Source organism: Roseibium sp. SCP14, assembly GCF_040329475.1.
Lineage (GTDB): Bacteria > Pseudomonadota > Alphaproteobacteria > Rhizobiales > Stappiaceae > Roseibium.
The window spans coordinates 517,549-538,636 of the sequence record NZ_JBDZYH010000003.1 but is presented as its reverse complement, the minus strand read 5'-3'; the positions used below and the strand labels follow the sequence as shown (position 1 = coordinate 538,636).

Below are 21,088 nucleotides of genomic sequence, written 5' to 3'. Positions count from 1 at the left end.
GACCTTGTGACAAGCTCATGATCATGCAATTTAGAGGCATCCCGATGGGGTGCCTCTTTCCATTTGACAGGACGTTCCATGAAACCTAGCCGCGATATTTCCCGCCTAATCGAGATCATGGCGGCCTTGAGAACGCCGGTAACGGGCTGTCCCTGGGACCTGGAACAGAACTTCGAGACAATCGCGCCCTATACGCTGGAAGAAGCCTACGAAGTTGCCGATGCAATTGCTCAGAAGGACCTCGTGAACCTCCGAGAGGAACTCGGCGATCTGTTGCTGCAGGTGGTGTATCACGCACGAATGGCCGAGGAAGAAGCGGCCTTCGACTTTGGCGATATCGTTGAAGGCATCACCAAAAAAATGATCCGTCGGCATCCGCATGTCTTCGGCGATGAGAACGGCGAAAAGGCGGAACACGTCAAAGGCATCTGGGAACGGATCAAGGCGGAGGAAAAAGCTGAAAGGAAGGCGGAGAGAGATGCACTCGGCATCGCGGAACGCAAAAAGGGCTATCTGGATGAAGTCCCGTTCGCCTTCCCTGCCCTGCAGGAAGCCGACAAGTTGCAACGTCGGGCTTCCAAAGTCGGCTTTGACTGGAACGATGCCCGGCTGGTGCTGGACAAGATACGCGAAGAAACGCACGAGCTTGACGAAGAACTGTCGAAAAGCAGCCCTGACAAGGGCAGGATCTCGGATGAACTCGGCGACACTCTTTTCGCCCTCGCCAACCTTGCCCGCCATCTCGACATCGATCCGGAGGAAGCCTTGCGTCGTACCAATCGCAAGTTTCGTCGTCGTTTTTCAGCAATCGAGGAACATGCGGAGCGGACGGAAACCACACTGGAAGCAATGAACCTGGATGAAATGGAAAACGCCTGGCAAGCCGCAAAATCCACCAAAGGTTGAAAAGGCGATTGAATACATAAGGTACTGTATTCTTATCTCTTTTCAAAATTTGCAATAAGCTGAAACTTCAATCACCATGGAGTAAGTTGTATTCCCGTGAAAGGGAGCATGAATGGTGTTGTTTCGAACATTTGCAAGCCTGATCACGTTGACCGGCGTCTCGCTTTTGCCAGCAAATGCCGAAACTTGGCGAATTGCAGCGCCGGAATGGCCACCCTACGCAAGCTCGACTTTGACTGGGAACGGCAAAGCAATCTCTGCACTGAAAAATGTACTTGCTCCAGCAGGCATTGACCTGAAGGTGGAGTTCATGCCGTGGACGCGAGCACAAGCCGTTGCAGCTTCAGCTGACTTTACGGGCTATTTTCCGGCCTGGCCGGAAGAGGTGTTGGATGGCTTTGCCCCGTCCGATCCAGTCGCCTGGTCGATGGTCGGAGTAGCGCAGCGGTCTAACATCAAATTGGAATGGTCGACGCTTGAAGACTTGTTTCTCAACTACCGCGTCGGCTTCGTCAGAACATATGTGTACCCAACTGAACTGCAGCGCCAGATCTACAGGTATTATGACCCTGACCACGGCTCAGAAAATGAAAAGGATCTTGCTCGTGTTCTCGCGGCAGGGCGTGTCGATATTGCACTGACAGATCCGATCGTCATGTTGCATACCGCGCGGGAACTGTCTTTGGACGGCATAGATGAGACGGTGACTATCCTGCAGAAAAATCCACTCGTTCTGGCATTCGCGAAACACGAAGGCTACGCAGGCAAACTTCGCCTTTTGAATGACCTGCTTGCAGATCGCTCGAGCATCGAAACCGGCTGTTGTCAGCTCGATCAGCCGAGGTCAGAAACCCGCCCATCAGATTAGTCAGGCACATCCTCAGTATTTGCTTCGTCAGACAGGATGAAGTCTGAAAACACCTTCCTGAACGGGCCACGCTGCTTATCCGATACGCGCACTTCAGCAGTTACAAAGTCTTCGGCATCAACCCGCTCCAGAACTTCAGACAGCTGGTAGAGCTTCGCGAGCAATGCTCCCTCGTGAACGGGCACGCGCACGCTCAAAATATCGTCGTGTTGAGCAATAAACGCATCGATCCTGGAGGACAATTGCTCAATACCAGCCCCAGTCAGCGCAGACAGGGCGATCGGCCCCTCTCCGTCTGCTTCAGCAAGTAATTTGTCCCGATAGGCTGGATCAAGACAATCGATCTTGTTCCACACTTCGATGACCGGTGCACCTGTCTGTGCATCAACACCGAGATCATCCAGTGTCTTCTTGACATCTTCGGCCTGCGCATCCGAATCCGGGTGCGAGATATCGCGAACGTGCAGGATGAGGTCCGCTTCCAGAACTTCTTCGAGCGTTGCTCGGAAAGCAGCAACAAGATGCGTTGGCAGGTCGGAAATGAAACCCACCGTGTCGGACAGAATTACTTCTTTGCCGTGAGGCAGCGTTACCTTCCGCAGGGTCGGGTCCAGCGTTGCGAACAGAAGATCCTTCGCAAAGACGTCGGACTCTGTCAACCGATTGAAAAGAGTAGACTTTCCGGCATTGGTATAACCAACAAGAGCAACGACTGGCTGCGGAATTTTCTTGCGTTTCTTCCGATGCAGGTCGCGCGTACGCCGCACGCTTTCCAATTGCTTTTGAAGCGCAATGATACGGTCCTGGATCTGACGGCGGTCTGCCTCGATCTGGGTTTCGCCGGGGCCTCCCATGAAGCCCGCACCACCACGTTGCCTCTCAAGGTGCGTCCACGAACGCACCAACCGGCTCTTCTGCCAGGTAAGGTGCGCGAGATCGACCTGCAGTCGACCTTCCTTGGTTCTGGCCCTATCACCGAAAATCTCGAGAATGAGACCGGTTCGGTCGATCACCTTGGTCTTTAGGCGCCGTTCCAGGTTTCTTTGCTGAACAGGGGTTAGTGGATGATCGATCACCACCAGGTCGAGGTCTTCGCTGGCGACAATGCCAGCAATCTCGGAAACCTTGCCATCTCCAAACAACGTCGCGGGTTTGGGATTGTTTACCCGCACAACGCCTGAGTTGACAATATTCAGGTTAATGGCTGCGCTGAGACCGATGGCTTCTTCCAGGCGCGCCTCAGGACTTCGGTTGCCGCGCAGATCCTGCTGGCCACCTTCTCCACGAAGCTGGAGCACCGGCTCTAATATCATCGAACGGAAGCGCTGAGGCTGACGGTCGACCCCAGTGTCCTTTATTCGAAGCGTTTTCTGACCTGGCTCTTCAGCACCGTTTGATTTTGAAAAGTCGTCCGCGCGAGACTTCGGTTTCAATCAGCTAGCCTTTTCCGCGTTTTCCTCAGCCTGATCGAACAGTTGAACAGGTCCGTTTGGCATAATTGTGGAAATCGCATGCTTGTAAACGAGCTGGGAATGACCGTCGCGCCGCAGCAGGACACAAAAATTGTCAAACCAGGTCACGACACCCTGCAATTTCACACCGTTGATGAGGAAAATCGTCAGGGGGGTTTTTTGTTTGCGAACGTGATTAAGGAAAGTGTCTTGGAGATTTTGTGCGCGCTCAGCCATCAGTTTTTTTATCCTATTTGTTCCGGATGCGGCCGAGCATCCGGCGTTTCAGCAGTCTACCGTCAAAAGCCGTTCTATTTCAAACGCTAAGCATTGACGTTCTGCTCGCTCTTTATATTGCCCACCAAAAAAGAGCTGTCTGCCCCAGCTCCACATATTGTCTCATTATTCTGGCCAGACAAGGCCAATCGAATCATACCGCACGCAAATCAGTAGCAGTATGGAACAATTCACGCAATCGGGTAGCAACCGAACCCGGATGCCCGTTACCGATTGTCTTACCGTCAACACGTGTCACCGGCATCACAAGCGTCGAAGCTGCCGTTACGAATGCCTCCTTGGCGTCGAAGGCCTCTTCCAGACTAAACGGCCTTTCTTCAAAGGTCAGCCCTTCCTTTTGGACCAGATCGAGTACAGCTGCACGCGTGATGCCGCGCAAGATGCCGCTTTCGGCCGGACGCGTCACCAGAACGCCGTCTTTTGTAACGATCCAGGCATTGGTAGAGCCGCCCTCAGTGACGTTTCCATCCCCATCCAGATACCATGCTTCCTTGCCGCCCTGCTCCTTGGCATTTTGCTTGGCAAGAACATTCGGAAGCAGCGCGATCGTCTTGATATCAACCCGCGGCCAGCGGTTTTCCGGATAGCTGACAACGGCGATGCCTTTGCCTGCCTGTGCCTCAGCGGCTTTGGGACTGGTTGAACGGGCCGTCACAACAATTGACGGCGCGACGTCTTCCGGGGGAAAGAAATGATCCCTTCGCGAAACGCCCCGTGTAACCTGAACGTAAACCAGACCATCCCGGACCCTGTTTCGCCGGATCACTTCACGCAACACGAATTCAACGGCGGACCTTGTCATCGGCCAGTCAATTCGCAGTTCATTGAGAGACCGGTCAAGACGGTCAAGGTGCCGAGGCATGTCAACGATCTTGTTCTGCCAGACCTCGCAGACCTCATAGACACCGTCAGCAAACTGATAACCCCGGTCCTCGATATGCACCGCAGCTTCCGCATGACGTACGTACTGGCCGTTTACATATGCAATCCGGCTCATGGCCCCTCCAGAACAAGCAAGACAGAATTAAACCGATTGGTTCGCGGGCAGTTTTGACCTTTCGGTCTGGCAATTGCAAGGCCTGAAAATGCTCCAGCAGCCTCAAAAGAAGTCGAGACTGACCCGGAACATCTGTTCTACCTGGCGCACCCTGTTTGCCACCGCAAAAATGACAATCCGGTCCTGCGCCTGGATCTGCAAGTCACCATTTGGCGTCAGGACTTCACCGTTCCGGAAGACGGCGCCAACACGGATACCCGACGGCAAATCGATCACGCGAAGCGGCTTTCCGACCAGCGGTGAAGTATCAAGAGCCTCTGCTTCCACGATTTCAGCCGCGCCGTTCTGAAGCGAATGTACGCCGCGTATGCGGCCTCGGCGCACATGTTGCAGGATCCTTGAAATCGTCACGGCCCGTGGATTGATGAATGCATCGATCCCGAGAGCGTTTGCAAAAGCCGGATAGCTTGGATTGTTAAGCAGAGACAGTGAGCGTCTGCAGCCGAGTTTCTTGGCCATGACGGAAGACAGGATGTTCACCTCGTCTTCGTTGGTAAGTGCCACCATCGTGTCGGCATCACCCGCATCGGCCTCGTTCAGAATGATCTGGTCAAGCGCGCTACCATGCAGAATGACCGATCTTTTCAAATCGTCTGCAACGGCCATGGCCCGCTCCCGCGAGGCTTCGATCAGCTTGATCTTGGTGCCGGCCTGCCGTTTTTCCAGTGCTTTTGCAACGTAAAGGCCAATGTTCCCACCTCCGGCAATCACCACCTTGGCGGCTTCCGGTTCTTCATGTCCGAAGATACCCAGCGTCCTGCGCACCTGGTCGCGACGTGCAACGACATAGGCGAGATCACCCGTCAGGATCGTGTCACTGCTTTTGGGAACGAAAAGCGTGTTGTTCCGGTAAAGACCGACAACAACTGCGCCGAGGTCCGGAAACAGTTCCGTCAACTGACGCAGCGGGGTGTCGACAACAGGGCAGTCTTCCTCGCACATGATACCGACAACAACCACATGATCATCGGCGAAACGAACCGTTTCGACGGCGCCCGGCAAGGCCAAACGACGCAACACCATTTCCCCGACCTCAATTTCCGGAGAAATGATCACGTCAATCGGCATGTTTTCGCGTGAGAACAGATTGCGCCAATGCCCCTGAAGGTAGGACTGCGCGCGAATACGGGCAACCTTTGTCGGGACATTGAACAGCGAGTGCGCGACCTGACACGCCACCATGTTCACCTCGTCATAGAGGGTCACGGCTACGATCATATCCGCTTCTTCCGCCCCAGCCTGCGCAAGAACATCCGGATGGGCTCCATGCCCGACGAACCCTCGAACGTCCAGCTGATCACCAATGGCGTTGATCAGCTGTGGAGAGGAATCGATTACGGAAACATCGTTCTGTTCCGCGGCGAGGCGTTCGGCGATACCGTATCCCACCTGACCGGCGCCACAAATGACGATTTTCATGGAAAGGCCCCTTTACCGCTTCCCTTTTAAGTCCCTGCCCGCATCAACCTCAGGTCATTCCCAGTGTTTTTAGTTTGCGGTGCAGCGCAGACCTTTCCATACCGACAAATTCGGCGGTTCGCGAGATGTTGCCATCAAATCTTTTGATCTGAGCCTGAAGATATTCACGCTCAAAAATCTCCCTTGCCTCACGCAATGGCACCGACATTAAATGTTCTCCGGTCCCGGAAGTCGGCAGGTTTGGCAGGGTTTCACCAATTTCAGCAGGCAGCAAATCCGCGGTAATGGTGCTTTCCGGATCACCCCGACTGAGGATCAGAAGTCTTTCCACGTTGTTCCTCAACTGCCGCACATTGCCGGGCCAGTCGTGTGTCTGCAGGACCGCCATGGCATCATCTCCGATGGGACGCAACGGAATTCCGGAAGCTGCCGAAATCTGCTCCATGAAATGGTGTACCAGAACCGGTATGTCTTCGCGTCGCTCGGCAAGGCCCGGAACCCTAAGCGGAACGACACTCAGCCGATGATAGAGATCTTGCCTGAACAGACCGGAGGCAATGTGCTCCTCAAGATTTTTCGAGGTTGAAGACAAGATACGGATATCCACCTGGACCTTTTGCGTGCCACCGACGCGGGAGAAACTCTGTTCCACCAGCACCCGCAGGATCTTGCCCTGTGTCTCCGCCGGCATATCGGCGACTTCATCGAGATAGAGCGTGCCACCATGGGCTTCCTCAAGAGCACCGATCTTCCGCAGATTGCCATTCTCATCTTCGATGCCGAAGAGTTCCTCTTCCATGCGTGACGGTGTAATCGTCGCCGCGTTCAGGACAACAAACGGGCTCTTCGCACGCGGAGACATATCGTGGATCATCCTGGCGGCGCGTTCCTTGCCCGCACCGGACGGACCCGCAATAAGTATCCGACTGTTCGTACCCGAAATCTTCTGGATTGTTTGCCGCAGATTATGGGCCGCAGACGACCCTCCGATGATGTCGCTGGTTTCACCACTGCGTTGCTTGAGATCCCGGATCTCCCGCTTGAGACTTGAAGCTTCCAGTGCCCGCTCAACAATCAGGATCAGTCGGTCCGCCTTGAACGGCTTTTCGATGTAGTCATAGGCGCCGCGCTTGATGGCAGAGACCGCTGTTTCAATGTTGCCGTGACCGGAGATGATCACAACCGGCAAGTCCGGATCTGTTTCCTTGAGAACATCCAGAAGCGCGAGGCCGTCAAGTCGACTGCCCTGGAGCCAGATATCAAGAACGACAAGAGACGGCTTGCGTTCTTTCACAGCGGCGAGTGCGCTGTCGGAATCATGAGCTGTTCTGGTTCCGTAACCATCGTCATCCAGAATACCAGCGATCATCTCGCGAATATCGGTTTCGTCATCTACGACAAGAATGTCATGCGCCATGGCCAGTCACTGCTTGGTCTTGCTGATCGGTATCCTCTTCGGCATCGGCATGGGCAGCCAATGTCAATCGAACCAGGGTTCCCGTATCATCAGGGTTTGATTTAGGGGCGTCGAGCAATTCAATGCCGCCCCCGTGGTCTTCCAGGATTTTGCGAACAATTGCGAGACCGAGGCCTGTCCCCTTCTCTCGCGTCGTCATGTAAGGTTCCAGCAATCGGCTGCGATTTTCCTCCGGTAGACCGATGCCGTTATCAATCACATCAATCACGACAAGTCCTGTGCCGTCTTCAATTTCGTTGTGCAGATGCACTGTGACCTTGCCCTTCGGCAGATCGTCTCCGGTTCTTGCCGTCACGGCCTCGGTTGCGTTCTTGACCACATTGGTCAATGCTTGACCAACCAACCGGGCGTCAAACACCGCCTTGACCGCCGCTTCAGGCACGTCCGCCGTAACGCTGATTTCAGGATTGGCGACCGACTGCATGAAGGCGGCATCGCGGACCGCTTCACGCAAATCGCCAAGAGACTTCGTCGGCTTTCTCATACGCGCGAAGGAGGAGAATTCATCCACCATCTGACCGATATCGCCAACCTGGCGGACAATAGTGTCGATACATTGGTCAAACACCTCTCGGTCTTCCTGGATCCGCTTTCCATATCTGCGGCGGATACGTTCTGCAGAAAGCTGAATTGGTGTCAGCGGGTTCTTGATCTCATGTGCAATTCTGCGTGCGACATCAGCCCAGGCCGAGTTACGTTGAGCCGATACAAGGTCGGTAATGTCATCGAGCGTCACCACGAACCCATGTTCCCGGCGGGTCGACTGCTCGCTCGTAATGCGAACATTGATTGTACGCAACCGGCCACCGCGAGTGATTTCGATTTGAGATTCCGGCAGCCGCTCGGTGTCGTTCTTGAGTGCGTCCGCAATACATTCTTCCAGCTCCGGGACGACTTCTACCAAAGGTTTGTTCAGGATCTGGACTTCATCGAGCTGCAGCAATTCGAGCGCCGACAGGTTGATCAGCATGATCGACGCTTCGTCGTCCACACCAATCACACCGGTGGAAACCCCTGACAAGACGGCTTCATTGAAACGTCGACGCCGATCGATCTGCTCGTTGGCCGCAAGCAAGGCGTCCCGCTGACCAAGCAACTGACCTGTCATCTTGTTGAAGGTAATTCCCAGATTGGCGAGATCGCCTCCAGACTTTTCGGTTCTAACCTTCACCGCAAGATTGCCCTTTGCAACTTCGTCAGCTGCGGAAATCAGGGTCCGGATTGGAGACACCAGCCGGTTCGCAAAACCGAAGCCGATCCAGATGGCCGACAAAAGCAGGACAAGCGCAACCCCGAGATAAACGAGCGCAAATGCCACCTGCACGCCGAAACGGCTGTTTTCCATCTGCTGGTACTGTGAGGCCCCGGTTTCCGCCAAACGCAGATATTCGACCACTCTCGGATCAATGGCTCGCACGGCATAGAGATAGAAATCATCATATGCCGACAGTTTCATGACACCGCCGACAATGTTCGAGCTACCCGGTGCAATCAGGATCGGGTCGCCGGACTTGGCTTTGAAAAAACTGTCTGCCGGCGGAAGCGGTATTTCCGCGTTCGGGTCCAATATGACGCGGGTTACCACGTCTCCATTGCCATTGAGAATGAACGCCCCGAGGATACCGCGCAGCGAGACCTGTGTCGCGAAAAACTGGTCAAACCTCGAAGGTTCGAATTCATAGACAGCTTTGGCACGATCGATATCGTTTGTCATCGCGATCAAATCGCCACGCAAAACCCTCGCATGCTCCTGTAGATAGGCCTGAGCCACGGTCAATGCATTGTCGATAATCTGTCTCGTGCGGTCTTCGAACCACCGGTCCAGTCCGCGATCGAGCGTCACGGCGGCCAGGACAGCCATCAATACGGCCGGCACTGCTGCAACCAGACTGAACAGGGCGACAACACGTACATGAAGACGTGCAGCAGCGCGTCCTCTCCGTCTCGCCTGCCAAAGCTTATAGATCTCGAGTGAAATGACGCCGAGAAGGACAGCTGCAAGAGCGCCGTTGATCGTCATCGCGGTCATGATGACCTCGCGTGTCGGATCAATGGATGTCAAACCCATAAGGATGGCAAAAGTCACTGCAATCGAGACCAGCGCGACGACCATGATCGCCAGCCCCACCCTGCGCCATAGCCGACCGGAGGAACTCGATTGCGCAGCGGATTGCTGTACAGTTTCCAGTATCATTCAACCTCAAAATGCCAGCGGCTCATTATTCGTGCTGGCCTATCACAAAGCTTGAGGCAGACTTATCACACAATGTTGCGAAATTGCGACAGACTTCAGATCAAACAGAAATTTGTGGTGGAAGAGCAGAAAGAGTCAACTAAGTCCACGTATTTCCTAAAGAAACCGCTTTTGCGGTCAGGGTGGAATAATCGCACATACGGAACCGTTTTGACCATAGCGCGCGAATCGATCAAAAACACTCTTATTGCGCGCGTACGAGCCGGAGGTTAGTCCAGTTGCTTGACGCAAGACGCATCAAACGGCGCAGGCTGCTATTCGCTCAAAATTTGATATCGAACCAGACTCACTAGAAAATGCAATGGATTCTGCAGGAATTTGAAGACACTGCCAAACTAGCCAATGTGCTTGAACAGCTCGAGATCTCTTTTACCTTTCACAAGGTTGTTCCCTTTGTGGGAGACCTTGTGCCCGCGCCCGACGTAGCGGGCTCCAACTCAGTTGTATTGTTCGGCGCTTATACTCTTTGGAGATACGCAGCAGAAAAGAAGCTTCACCCGGGCGTTTTCAAAATTTCTCCATTCATCAATGAAAAGGTCTGGCACCCTTACCTTCTTAACGGCCCAGGGGCGCTCATTGTTTCGCTGCGCGATATCCCTTCAACGCTCGAAAACAATGCAAAGGAATGGTTTCTCCGTCCGGTGGACGACAGCAAGGAAGAACCCGGCAATGTCAAAACGGCAAGTGACATCGTCAGGATGGCAGAGCGTGTCGTTGCTCTTGAGGAGGAGGACCTTCCCAGAGGATCGCTTCGTCACGACACGCTGCTGATGTTGACCGAACCAGTGCATATTTTGAAAGAATGGCGGACCTGGGTTGTCGACCGGAAAGTCGTTACCTATTCCCTGTACAAGGAAAATGGTCGCGTTATCTACCGAGCGGAAATCGATAAGGACGCGCTCGAATTCGCGCAACAGATGGTCCGTCTGAACCCTGGCTATTCACCGGCATATGTAATGGACATTTGCAGAACTGCCGACGGTTTGAAACTGCTGGAGACCAACTGCATCAACGCCGCGGGGTTTTATGCCGCCGACCTGACGAGGCTTGTGACGGCCATCGAGGCTCTGGGAGCAGACTAGCCTGTCGTCGTCACACCCAATAGAAACCGCTTTGCGATAAGGGACCCTATCTGGCCGAACGCATCACCTGGATATCCAGGTCCCTTATCTTCTTGCGCAGTGTATTACGATTTACGCCCAGAAGTTCCGCAGCCTTGATCTGGTTTCCACGCGTTGCCGCCAAGGCAGCGCTGATCAGCGGATATTCCACTTCCCGCAAAATACGATGATAGAGCCCGGGCGGCGGCAGAGCTTCGCCAAAGGTATCGAAATATCCGGAGAGATAACGCTCCACTGATCCACCAAGATTTATGTTTTCGGCAGCCTCTTCCTCTATCTGTGCAACAGTCGGCTGACTGAGCTCGTTTTCAAGAAGGAGTTCTGTAATGACATCCTGCGGATAAAGCGCGGCAAGACGGCGAACAAGGTTCTCAAGTTCCCTGACATTCCCGGGCCAGCGGTATCGCCGCAACAGGTTCAGGGCCCCTTGGTCGATCTGCTTGGCCGGCAACCCTTCCTTCTCGACCATCGAAAAGAAGTGTCGCACGAGGTCAGGGATGTCCTCTACGCGCTCGCGCAGTGGCGGCAAGCGGATCGGCACCACATTCAGGCGAAAATACAGGTCCTCGCGAAAAAGTCCCTGGTTGATCAGGTGGCGCAGATCCTTGTTGGTTGCAGCAATGATGCGCACATCCGTCTTGATCGGTGTGCGTCCGCCGACGGTCGTGTATTCTCCCTGCTGAAGGACACGAAGCAAACGCGTCTGAGCTTCCATCGGCATGTCGCCGATTTCATCCAGGAAAAGCGTTCCTCCATCAGCCTGCTCGAAGCGGCCGGAACTTCTGTTCTGCGCACCTGTAAAGGCGCCTTTCTCATGGCCAAATAACTCCGCTTCGATCAGATCACGGGGGATCGCCGCCATGTTGATAGCGACAAACGGTCCGTTCCGCCGTTTTCCGTAATCGTGAAGCGCTCGCGCGACCAATTCCTTACCCGTGCCAGACTCACCATTGATCATGACCGTGAGGTCTGTCTGCATCAACCTGGCAAGAACGCGATAGATTTCCTGCATGGCGGGCGAGCGCCCTACCAGAGGCATCCCCTCACCAGCATCATCAAGATCGAGCGCTGGGCGTTTCTTCGGCTCCTCCAGCGCACGCTGCACAATGCTCGTCAACTCCTTCAAGTCGAACGGTTTCGGCAGATACTCATAAGCCCCCTTCTCCGAAGCCTTGATTGCCGTCATGAACGTGTTCTGCGCGCTCATGACAAGGACTGGAAGATCCGGCCGCATCTTTTTCATGCGCGGTAACACGTCGAAAATGTTTTCGTCCGGCATCACCACGTCGGTGATCACCAGATCGCCGTCCCCAGACGACACCCAACGCCAAAGAGTGGAAGCATTCGATGTTAAGCGGACTGTATATCCAGCCCTTGAAAGTGCCTGGTTGAGAACGGTACGGATCGCTGCATCATCGTCCGCTACGAGAATTGTACCTGTCGGCATAGTCAATCGGTTCCCTTTCTCGTCACGTCGAATTGCGCATCGTCACCACCTGTAAAAGCGGGCATCAAGATGCGGAAAACAGTCTTCTGACGCTGACTGTCACATTCGATGACGCCGCCATGATCGCCAATGATTTTTGCTACAAGCGCCAATCCCAGTCCTGAGCCGTTGGTCTTGGTTGTGATGAAAGGCTCAAACAAGTGCGGCATGAGATCGTCATGCACACCCGGGCCGTTGTCTTCCACGCAGAATTCAAGTGGCAGGCTGACCCGCTCATCCGTCCCCGGCACGGACAATCTCACACCAGGCCTGAATGCCGTCGAAATGCGGATCTCGCCATCCGGGTCGCCTCCGATTGCCTCACTGGCATTCTTGACCAGGTTCAGGAACACCTGAATAAGCTGATCCTTGTTGGCAAAGACCGGAGGCAATGATGGATCGTAGACCTCGACAATGCGTTTGCCTCGGGCAAAGCCGGTGTCGGACAAACGCTTCACGTGATCCAGAACAATGTGAATGTTCACGGGTTCACGTTCGATCGGCCGTTCATCGGAGAACACTTCCATACGGTCGACCAGTTTCACGATCCGGTCGGTTTCGTCCATGATCAGACGGGTCAAGGCCCGGTCTTCGCTCGGCACGGATTGTTCCAGCAGTTGCCCCGCACCTCGAATACCCGAGAGAGGATTCTTGATTTCGTGAGCCAGCATGGCAGCAAGCCCGGTAACCGTGCGCGCCGCCCCCCTGGAAGTCAGTTGGCGATCGATCTTCTCCGCCATCGTGCGTTCCTGGAACATCAGCACGACGGCACCCGGCCTGTCTGAGACCGGGGCGGCATTGATATCAACCACCCGAGGCGCACCTATCCTTGGAGAACCGATGTCCACCTTGTATTCGTTTACCGGCGCAGCCCGTTCGCGCACTTGTTCGATCAAGGTAAGAAGCGGACTGCCAAATGGCACAAAATCGCTGATCGGATGACGACGAAGAACAGACACGCTGGAGCGCATGAAGATCTCGGCGGCCATGTTCGCAGATTCGATCACGCCGTCGTGGGCAACAAGAAGCACGGGGTGCGGGAGTGCATCCAGTATCGCCGGGCCGTCACTGGCAAGCGCGGCCGTACGGCCTGTTGCGGAATCCTGGTCCGTCACGCAGCTGTCCGTTCGTTTGAAGAAGAAAACCATTCCGTCGCCAGACGAAGAACCTCCGACGGATTTTTTGATGTCATGAGCGTCTTTTTGATCGCCCCGGAAAACTCGGGCTCAACACCTGCACCGGCCTCGTCCATATACCAGCCCAGGTGTTTGCGCGCGATCCGTACTCCTGCAATCTCACCATAGTGGCTGAGAATGGCTTCATAATGCTCGGCAACGAGCTCGGCCAGCTCTCCACCATAAGGCGCTTTTAGAATCTCCCCGGTGGCCAGAAAATGTCCAACATGACCAGGCAGCCAGGGCCTTCCATATGCCCCTCTCCCGATCATCACACCATCAGCGCCAGACGCTTCCAGCATCCCCTGAGCGTCCTTAACACCCTTGCAATCACCGTTGGCGATCAATGGCAACGATATGACTTCTTTGACACGGGAAATCGCTGACCAATCAGCCGTTCCCTTGTAGAACTGGCAACGGGTGCGGCCATGCACCGTGATCAACTGCACGCCGGCATCTTCCGCCCTGCTGGCCAGTTCCGGTGCATTCAGGGAATTGTCATCCCAACCAAGACGCATTTTCAAGGTCACCGGCACATCAACAGCGGCAACGGTTGCTTCGATCAGGGTGAGCGCATGATCGAGGTCCCGCATCAGGGCTGACCCTGAGTAGCCAGACGTGACCTTCTTTGCCGGGCAACCCATGTTGATATCGATGATGTCCGCCCCGAGACCGGCAATCACCTTTGCCGCCTCGCCCATCCATCGCGCTTCACGTCCCGCGAGTTGCACAACGTGTAGCCCATCGTCCTGAGCTTCGGCACGCATCTGGGTTTCAGCGTCTCCTTTGACGAAGGATTCGCTGGCAACCATCTCGCTGACGACCATTCCCGCGCCATAACGCGCGGCGAGCCGTCGAAATGGCAGGTCGGTGACGCCGGACATCGGCGCCAGGACCGCCGGATTGCTCAGGGCATGCCGCCCGATTGAAATTTTGTTTTTCAGCTGAGACACAAGACTCTCTTGTCTGCTCAATGGATGTGCATTTTCTAATATGCCTATATTGTAGACATATTCCGCAATGCAACAAGTCTAAATTTGCGGTCTGGACAACTTCTTCGCTAAAGACCAACAGCAAAGTAAACTGACGCGGAAATCTAGGAGAACAATGTTCATGGCGAAAACAGCGGCAGCCCTGGTTGTTGCAGCGGGTCGCGGCACGCGCCTGGCGGCTCCTGACAACAACCAACCCAAGCAATACCGCTTGCTTGCCGGGCTACCGGTGTTGACACATACACTGAATGCCCTTGCGAAGCATCCAAGGATTTCCCGCATTGTTACCGTGATTCATCCAGACGACGAGGGTCTCTATCACGAGGCGGTTGCCGGTCTTCCTCGTGACCGCTCGAAGAAGCTGCTCACCGAAGTCTTCGGCGGAGATACGCGCCAGAAATCGGTCGTTGAAGGATTACGTGCACTGTCCGGTGAAAACTGCGATTACGTGCTCATTCACGATGCAGCACGTCCTTTCGTCACCACCGACATCGTCGACAGATTGTTGTCTTCGCTTGAATCCGGCGCCGACGGAGCCCTTGCGGCATCTCAGGTAGCCGACACACTGAAAAAGTCACTGGGTGACGGCAAACCACTGACAACGATCGACAGAACCGGCCTTTGGGCTGCGCAAACTCCTCAAGCATTTCCGTTTGATCGCATACTCGATGCACACGAAAGAGCCGCAAGCCAGCAAAGGCACGACTTCACGGATGATACGAGCCTCGCCGAATGGGACAACATGACCATTCGGCTGTGCGAAGGGGATCCGGGAAACTTCAAAATCACCACAATGGCCGACCTGAAACGGGCAGAACAACAGGCTAAGATACAAGGCATGTCCGATCACACTTCTGTTAAAACGCGCCTGTCTGAACTCCAAGACATCAGAAACGGCATCGGTTACGACGTTCATGCCTTCGATGAAGGTGAAGCGGTCATCCTGGGCGGCGCCGAGATCCCACACACCAGAAAGCTGAAAGGACACTCGGACGCCGACGTTGTCCTTCACGCCATTACAGATGCAACTCTCGGCGCGATCGGCGACGGGGACATAGGCCAGCACTTCCCCCCCAGCGACCAGCAATGGAAAGGCGCCTCGTCTGACCGGTTCCAACATGACGCAATACGTAGAGTGTCGGACCTGGGCGGACGTATCGCTCATATCGACGTTACCATCGTGTGCGAGGAGCCCAAGATTGGTCCGCACCGCGACCGAATTCGAAAATCAATATCTCGAATTTGCGATATTCCGGCCTCCAGGGTTTCCGTTAAAGCAACAACGTCGGAAAAACTTGGTTTCACCGGCCGCAAGGAAGGAATTGCCACCCTTGCCAGTGTAACTGTGCGCCTGCCGCTTCCAGAAGACGAATGAGCCGATCCATGAACGACAAGCCCCCACAAAGTTTCGACGATTTTACGCCCTTGGCAGCACTCGTTGTCGAAAACCTTAAGTCCAAGGGAATGATGGTTGCCACGGCTGAATCCTGCACAGGGGGCCTGATCTGCGGCGCGTTGACTGAGATCGCCGGATCCTCAGCAGTGGTTGACCGTGGCTTTGTCACTTATTCCAACGAAGCCAAGTCGGAGCTTCTTGGTGTGTCGCCGGAATTGATACGAAGCGTCGGCGCGGTCAGCGGAGAGGTTGCGATCGCAATGGCGGAAGGAGCGCTTTCGCATTCCAACGCTGACATTGCAATATCCGTCACCGGAATTGCCGGTCCTGGTGGAGGAAGTGTTGAAAAACCGGTGGGCACTGTTCATTTGGCTGTCGCCTGTGCGGACCGGGAAACCGAACACATTCATTGCAGTTTCGGTGACCGAAGTCGGCAAGCCATCCGATTGGAAACCGTCCAGACTGCGTTCACCTCAATTCTAAATGCACTTTCAAAAGTAAGTGGTCGTTAACGCTCCCCCGACTTCTAACTGGGTTTCACGTTTGGTCGACAGTATAGAGGAGATACATTGACCTAAACGGAATGCCAGTACCTACACATGAAGACATTCTCGGCACTTCTGACCGCCCTGATACTAACGAGCGGGCCAGCAAATGCGGGCGCGATTCCTCAGCCCGGAGATTTTTATCTTATTTCCCGCGACAATACCGGCGTCTTTGTCGGTAGCCACAAATTGTTCGTGGACCAAGCCAGCGGGCTGACAAAAGTCGCTTATTGTGATCGCATCTACTTCGTTCGACCCCAATCAGTTGCATGGACGCAGTTGGAAAGCGAACGCGGCAACACCGTACGCATTGAGTACAATTTCGGTCGTGGCTGGCGTCCGATTTGCCTGGAACCAGAAGTCCAAGTCACGTTAATGGATCTGGGAATTTCAATGAGCGCTGAAGACGTTCTGTCCGGGGTTGAGGAAGAGGATGCACCCAAGAGCCGTTTGTCGGCAATCGGAGCAGTTTTTCAGGCTCGAGGCAGCAATAACGGCAACAGCAGTTTCCATACTCGATGATGGAGAAAAGGGTTGGAACAGTTGCTAATCTTGCATCGAATTTCAAAAGCGTAAGTTTTTACTAAAACACCGGCGCCAGCAAAAACACATTCTACAAGATCATGCGATAAGACTTCAGCTGGCCAGATAAAACCGTGAAATGACTTCACGGCCGGGAACCAGGATATGTCAGTCCAAAACTTGCTCGTTATTGCGAGCACTATCTCTCTTGCATCTACAAGCGCCTTGGCGGGAAGTGAGCTCCCGCAAGCAGGCGACACCTACATCATCTCACGAGATGACAACCGGATGTTCAGAGGGTCACACAAGATCTACAACCGGAGATCCGAGGGTCTCGTGGAAGTACAGTATTGCGGACGGTCCTATTGGGTTCGATATGCGACGGTCGCCTGGACGCAGCTTGAAGTCGAACAGGATTACGCAGTCCGGGTTGAATACAATTGGGGCAAAGGTTGGCGACCAATCTGCAACCACCCTGAGGAACAGGTCACGTTGAAAGACCTTGGTGTAGCGGAAGACCCAAGGGTTGTCGTCCAGAACGACGGCGCTTCGGTTCAAAGGGTCAACCGATTTGCGGCAATTCGCGATTCCTTCCGACCCAACAGCGGAGATGATGCTGCCAAGTCCTTCCATTCAAAGTGATAATAATAGCTTAAGTCGCGGTAAGGCTTGGGTAAGCAAGGCAATGTAACTTCAAACAGAGGCTGGGTAGCTAGAACGCAAAGCAAAAGGAATACGGACATGAAACGCTCTTTGTCGTGCCTCGCGGCATCAGCGATCGGCGTCTTTGCTCTGCCAGGCGCGTCCTTCGCCCAGGGTGACTTCTACATCCGCTCCCAGTACTCAAACGGCAGCTTTACCGGCTTCCACGAAATCCTGACTTCTCCCAAGGAAGGCTATTACGAAGCCCGCTATTGTGATCGGACATTCTTTGTTTCTTCAACCACAGTCGTCTGGACTGAAGAACAGAATGCCGCCGGTCGAACACTGATATTGGAAGAGAACAAGGGCGCGAGCCGCAAGGTGGTGTGTGCGGACAACACCGCGTTTGCCACTCTTGATGATCTGGGCTTGCAGCCGAAGGAAGTTGAAAAAATCAGGCGCCGTAATGAGCCGCTCGACATGAAGTCCAGTCGCATCCGAACCATTCGCGACGCATTCAAGCAGTTCAAGTAAAGAGATAATTGGCGTTCAGGTGCCGTAGACCTGATCGGCCCGTGCTTCAAACGCGCTTGAAAACTTCCGGAACGCTTTGTCGAACATGACGCCCATCAGGGACCCGAGTGTGCGGCTGCGGAACTCGTAGGAAATGTAAAACCCGACCGAACAGGAGCTCTCGTTCACCTCTTCAAATGTCCACTTGTTTTCAAGATGTTTGAACGGTCCGTCGAGATATTCAACCAGTATGGTTCGCTCGTCAGGCCGCAATTCGACCCTGCTGGTGAACGTTTCCTTGAAAAGTTTGTAGGCGACAGTCATATCGGCAACGAGAACCGTTCGCCCGTCTTCCAGCTCCTTGCAGCCGCGCACATGAAGGTCCTGGCAAAGCGGTACGAACTTTGGATACTGCTCGACGTCGGCAACAAGGCGGAACATGTCGTCCGCATTGTGCTTGACTTCATGGACAGAGGAAAAACTGGGCATGCAGTTAATCTGGTCCTGTTCCCGTTAGATATTGTTCTCGTCAGTGACCAAGTCTGGCTTTCCTGGCCGCCTTCAGATCCGCAAAATCCTCACCCGCATGGTGAGACGAGCGTGTCAACGGGCTCGCTGAGACTTTCAGAAACCCTTTGGCATAGGCAATGCGCTCATATCCCTTGAACTCTTCCGGCGTGACAAACGACATGACCGGATGGTGCTTCTTGGACGGTTGCAAATATTGGCCGACTGTCAGGAAATCGACATCCGCGGCCCTCAGGTCATCCATCAGCTGAAGCACTTCGTTGCGCACTTCGCCCAAGCCAACCATGATACCGGATTTTGTGAACATTTCCGGATCAAGCTCTTTCACCTTCTGCAGAAGGCGAATCGAGTGGAAGTAACGAGCCCCCGGTCGAACGGTCAGATACTTGGACGGCACCGTTTCCAGGTTGTGGTTGAAGACGTCGGGTCTGGCATCGACCACGATTTCCAATGCACCATCCTTGCGAAGAAAATCCGGTGTCAGAACTTCGATGGTAGTCGTCGGCGACGTTGCTCTGATTGCGCTGATGACATCGGCAAAGTGACGGGCACCGCCATCGTCAAGATCGTCGCGATCGACGGACGTGATAACCACGTGCTCAAGCCCCATGGCAGCGACGGCATCCGCCACCCCCTGAGCTTCCTTGGGATCGATTGGACCCGGCATGCCGGTACGCACATTGCAGAAGGCACAGGCGCGCGTGCAAGTGTCTCCGAGAATCATGAAGCTGGCATGCTTCTTGGACCAGCATTCCCCGATATTCGGACAACCGGCTTCTTCGCAAACGGTCACCAGGTTCTTGTCGCGCACCAGTTCCTTGGTTTCGCGATAAACCGGCGACGTCGGAGCCTTGACGCGAATCCATTTCGGCTTGCGCTGGATCGGATTATCGGGACGATGAGCCTTTTCCGGATGGCGCGGGCGCGCGTCGGATTCTTGCTGCGGGCGATTTAACGTGTCGACGATCGTAACCATGGGCCCTTAACTGTCGTTATTCCCTTTAAAGGTCAAGCCATAAAGCGCAAGGTGCAGCTATGTGTCCAGCGCAGGCCTGACCAGCTCGGAAAGCCGGTTTCTTGCTTTTTCACTCAACGGTTGTGATTTTCTGGTCTCTTCGTTCATCTGAACAATGACCGTGACGGCTTTCGCAACAACAACGCGATCTTGATAAACCTTCTGAACGAGCTTGAATGAACTTCTGCCGACTTCAAGAACTGCCGTACCGATTTCCACATTTCCCGGCCAATTCACTTCAGACAGAAAATCAAGCTCCAGCCGCGCGATGACGAATGCTGCCCCGTGCTCGGCCAACTCTTCCTGATAAAGAATTTCGACGCGTCCGGATTCCAGAAAAGTTGCGAATACTGCGTTGTTGACGTGCCCCTGCCGGTCAGTATCGGCATAGCGCAGTTTGTCCGAGGTTTTCAACGGAAAGGCTTCGATACCTTGATCTGTGTCCGCTCCGCTCAATTCCGGATCTTCCGCCACAAGAACAAAAACAAGATTGCACCAACAGTGGCCAGAACAAGTTGATCCAGGATTCCGCCGGTAACCTGGAGCCGGAACATTTCGGCTAATTTGCCGCCGATCAATGCCCCAATCAGGCCAACAACCAGATTGCCTAAAAACCCACCCCGGCTGTTAAGCACCCGGTGGGCAACTGCGCCCGCGATAAGACCGATAATTATGGAAATGATCAAACCCACCGCGGGCTCCCTTCGATTTTTCAGGCCAGCACTCTGGCAATCAACACGACAACAACAGCACCAATGGCTGCGACAACAATTTCGTTCACATAGGCATTGCCGAGATTGAGTTCGATCCCTGCCAGCTTGAAAATGAAACCGCCGACAAAGGCACCAAGCAATCCGGTAAGCAGATAGCGGATCAGGCCGCCGCCGCCGGTAATGACACTTGCCAGCCAACCGGCGATGATGCCGATGGCAATCCAAATCAGTATTGATTTTGCATCCATGAAATTTTCCCCCTTTGAAATCAACCCTCCCCGCCAGGACCGTATTCGGCGTTTTCGGGATCCTCAGTGTAACCAATGGTAGAATCTGCACAACTCACCAAGGCCACATCCTTGGTTGCATTGTTGCAAAAACGTTCGGCTTGGGAATTTCACCCCGACAACAGCCCCTCTTGCCAGAGGGGTTTCGGGGCCAGTTTTCGGTCTTAGATATTCAGCCAAACGTCGGTGAATTGGGCACCCCAGAGGGGAACCTTCCGCGGAAATACCGGGATAGGTCCATGCGTTATTAACGAAAACAGGAAATGCGGCCGCAGGACATGCTCTTCATGAAACCAGGTTGATCGAACTGAATTTTTGCGAGGTCCGCCATATCAGCCAACAAACAGTCCGATGCTGCCTCAAGTGTCATTGCGTCGTGCGGCTTGAGCAACCAGTTTCCCTCGAAGCTAAAATTCCGGTTCAT

At 54.3% G+C, this 21,088-nt stretch carries 22 protein-coding genes; 8 read left to right on the top strand and 14 right to left on the bottom strand.

Annotation, left to right across the window (positions count from 1 at the left end):
* Positions 1-78 precede the first annotated feature (78 nt).
* The gene (gene mazG, locus ABLQ08_RS15110; RefSeq protein WP_352943720.1) at positions 79-906 is read left to right on the top strand and encodes a nucleoside triphosphate pyrophosphohydrolase; all 828 of its coding nucleotides are present in this window, start codon (positions 79-81) and stop codon (positions 904-906) included.
* Positions 907-1,018: 112 nt separating this feature from the next.
* A complete protein-coding gene (locus tag ABLQ08_RS15105) occupies positions 1,019-1,774 on the top strand; it encodes a hypothetical protein (RefSeq protein WP_352943718.1) in 756 nt (251 codons plus the stop codon).
* On the opposite strand, the gene hflX is transcribed toward ABLQ08_RS15105, so the two are convergent.
* The 6 genes from hflX to ABLQ08_RS15075 all read right to left on the bottom strand — a co-directional run bounded on the left by hflX (position 1,771) and on the right by ABLQ08_RS15075 (position 9,669).
* Complete coding sequence (gene hflX / locus ABLQ08_RS15100) at positions 1,771-3,087, bottom strand: GTPase HflX (protein ID WP_352944409.1); 1,317 nt, start codon at positions 3,085-3,087, stop codon at positions 1,771-1,773. The genes ABLQ08_RS15105 and hflX overlap by 4 nt on opposite strands.
* A 120-nt stretch (positions 3,088-3,207) precedes the next feature.
* Entirely contained in the window at positions 3,208-3,465 is a 258-nt protein-coding gene (gene hfq / locus ABLQ08_RS15095) for an RNA chaperone Hfq (RefSeq protein WP_173006241.1), read from the bottom strand.
* Between the two features lie 190 nt (positions 3,466-3,655).
* Complete coding sequence (locus ABLQ08_RS15090; RefSeq protein WP_352943717.1) at positions 3,656-4,519, bottom strand: D-amino-acid transaminase; 864 nt, start codon at positions 4,517-4,519, stop codon at positions 3,656-3,658.
* 102 nt (positions 4,520-4,621) lie between these two features.
* Positions 4,622-5,998: a Trk system potassium transporter TrkA gene (trkA, locus tag ABLQ08_RS15085; protein ID WP_352943715.1), complete on the bottom strand. Its 1,377-nt coding sequence runs from the start codon at positions 5,996-5,998 to the stop codon at positions 4,622-4,624.
* Between the two features lie 49 nt (positions 5,999-6,047).
* Positions 6,048-7,415 (bottom strand): sigma-54-dependent transcriptional regulator, encoded by a 1,368-nt coding sequence (locus ABLQ08_RS15080; RefSeq protein ID WP_352943713.1) that lies wholly within the window; start codon positions 7,413-7,415, stop codon positions 6,048-6,050.
* The gene (locus tag ABLQ08_RS15075; protein ID WP_352943711.1) at positions 7,405-9,669 is read right to left on the bottom strand and encodes a sensor histidine kinase NtrY-like; all 2,265 of its coding nucleotides are present in this window, start codon (positions 9,667-9,669) and stop codon (positions 7,405-7,407) included. The genes ABLQ08_RS15080 and ABLQ08_RS15075 overlap by 11 nt, the downstream gene beginning before the upstream one ends.
* 356 nt (positions 9,670-10,025) lie before the next feature.
* Here ABLQ08_RS15075 and ABLQ08_RS15070 point away from each other — a divergent pair, with 356 nt between their 5' ends.
* Entirely contained in the window at positions 10,026-10,811 is a 786-nt protein-coding gene (locus ABLQ08_RS15070; protein WP_352943709.1) for an ATP-grasp domain-containing protein, read from the top strand.
* Positions 10,812-10,857: 46 nt separating this feature from the next.
* Here the strand turns inward: ABLQ08_RS15070 and ntrC are convergent, their stop codons facing one another.
* Genes ntrC through dusB form a run of 3 tightly spaced genes read right to left on the bottom strand, consistent with a single transcriptional unit; the run spans position 10,858 to position 14,455 of the window.
* Positions 10,858-12,297 carry a nitrogen regulation protein NR(I) gene (ntrC, locus tag ABLQ08_RS15065; protein ID WP_352943707.1) on the bottom strand — a complete coding sequence of 480 codons (1,440 nt, stop codon included), beginning with the start codon at positions 12,295-12,297 and terminating at the stop codon, positions 10,858-10,860.
* A gap of 2 nt (positions 12,298-12,299) precedes the next feature.
* On the bottom strand, positions 12,300-13,484 hold the full coding sequence (locus ABLQ08_RS15060) for a two-component system sensor histidine kinase NtrB (protein ID WP_352943706.1): 1,185 nt from the start codon (positions 13,482-13,484) through the stop codon (positions 12,300-12,302).
* Positions 13,448-14,455: a tRNA dihydrouridine synthase DusB gene (gene dusB / locus ABLQ08_RS15055; protein ID WP_417714924.1), complete on the bottom strand. Its 1,008-nt coding sequence runs from the start codon at positions 14,453-14,455 to the stop codon at positions 13,448-13,450. Before dusB ends, ABLQ08_RS15060 begins: the two co-directional genes overlap by 37 nt.
* 169 nt (positions 14,456-14,624) lie before the next feature.
* On the opposite strand from dusB, the gene ABLQ08_RS15050 reads away from it, so the two are divergent.
* The 5 genes from ABLQ08_RS15050 to ABLQ08_RS15030 all read left to right on the top strand — a co-directional run bounded on the left by ABLQ08_RS15050 (position 14,625) and on the right by ABLQ08_RS15030 (position 18,142).
* A complete protein-coding gene (locus ABLQ08_RS15050; RefSeq protein WP_352943703.1) occupies positions 14,625-15,878 on the top strand; it encodes a bifunctional 2-C-methyl-D-erythritol 4-phosphate cytidylyltransferase/2-C-methyl-D-erythritol 2,4-cyclodiphosphate synthase in 1,254 nt (417 codons plus the stop codon).
* 8 nt (positions 15,879-15,886) lie between these two features.
* Positions 15,887-16,411, top strand: coding sequence for a CinA family protein (locus ABLQ08_RS15045; RefSeq protein ID WP_352943701.1), 525 nt, complete (start codon positions 15,887-15,889; stop codon positions 16,409-16,411).
* Between the two features lie 426 nt (positions 16,412-16,837).
* Positions 16,838-16,966, top strand: coding sequence for a hypothetical protein (locus tag ABLQ08_RS15040; protein ID WP_352943699.1), 129 nt, complete (start codon positions 16,838-16,840; stop codon positions 16,964-16,966).
* 165 nt (positions 16,967-17,131) lie between these two features.
* Positions 17,132-17,608, top strand: coding sequence for a hypothetical protein (locus ABLQ08_RS15035; RefSeq protein ID WP_352943697.1), 477 nt, complete (start codon positions 17,132-17,134; stop codon positions 17,606-17,608).
* A 99-nt stretch (positions 17,609-17,707) separates the two neighbouring features.
* Positions 17,708-18,142, top strand: a complete 435-nt coding sequence (locus ABLQ08_RS15030; protein WP_352943695.1) for a hypothetical protein — start codon at positions 17,708-17,710, stop codon at positions 18,140-18,142.
* A gap of 15 nt (positions 18,143-18,157) precedes the next feature.
* On the opposite strand, the gene ABLQ08_RS15025 is transcribed toward ABLQ08_RS15030, so the two are convergent.
* From ABLQ08_RS15025 to ABLQ08_RS15005, 5 genes are read right to left on the bottom strand one after another with little or no spacing between them, the layout of a single operon-like run.
* Positions 18,158-18,610: a type II toxin-antitoxin system RatA family toxin gene (locus ABLQ08_RS15025; protein ID WP_352943693.1), complete on the bottom strand. Its 453-nt coding sequence runs from the start codon at positions 18,608-18,610 to the stop codon at positions 18,158-18,160.
* A 40-nt stretch (positions 18,611-18,650) separates the two neighbouring features.
* The gene (gene lipA, locus ABLQ08_RS15020; RefSeq protein ID WP_352943691.1) at positions 18,651-19,625 is read right to left on the bottom strand and encodes a lipoyl synthase; all 975 of its coding nucleotides are present in this window, start codon (positions 19,623-19,625) and stop codon (positions 18,651-18,653) included.
* Between the two features lie 57 nt (positions 19,626-19,682).
* Positions 19,683-20,120, bottom strand: a complete 438-nt coding sequence (locus ABLQ08_RS15015; RefSeq protein WP_352943689.1) for an acyl-CoA thioesterase — start codon at positions 20,118-20,120, stop codon at positions 19,683-19,685.
* Positions 20,117-20,356, bottom strand: coding sequence for a GlsB/YeaQ/YmgE family stress response membrane protein (locus tag ABLQ08_RS15010; RefSeq protein WP_352943687.1), 240 nt, complete (start codon positions 20,354-20,356; stop codon positions 20,117-20,119). The genes ABLQ08_RS15015 and ABLQ08_RS15010 overlap by 4 nt, the downstream gene beginning before the upstream one ends.
* 20 nt (positions 20,357-20,376) lie before the next feature.
* Complete coding sequence (locus ABLQ08_RS15005; RefSeq protein WP_352943685.1) at positions 20,377-20,625, bottom strand: GlsB/YeaQ/YmgE family stress response membrane protein; 249 nt, start codon at positions 20,623-20,625, stop codon at positions 20,377-20,379.
* Positions 20,626-21,088 lie beyond the last annotated feature (463 nt).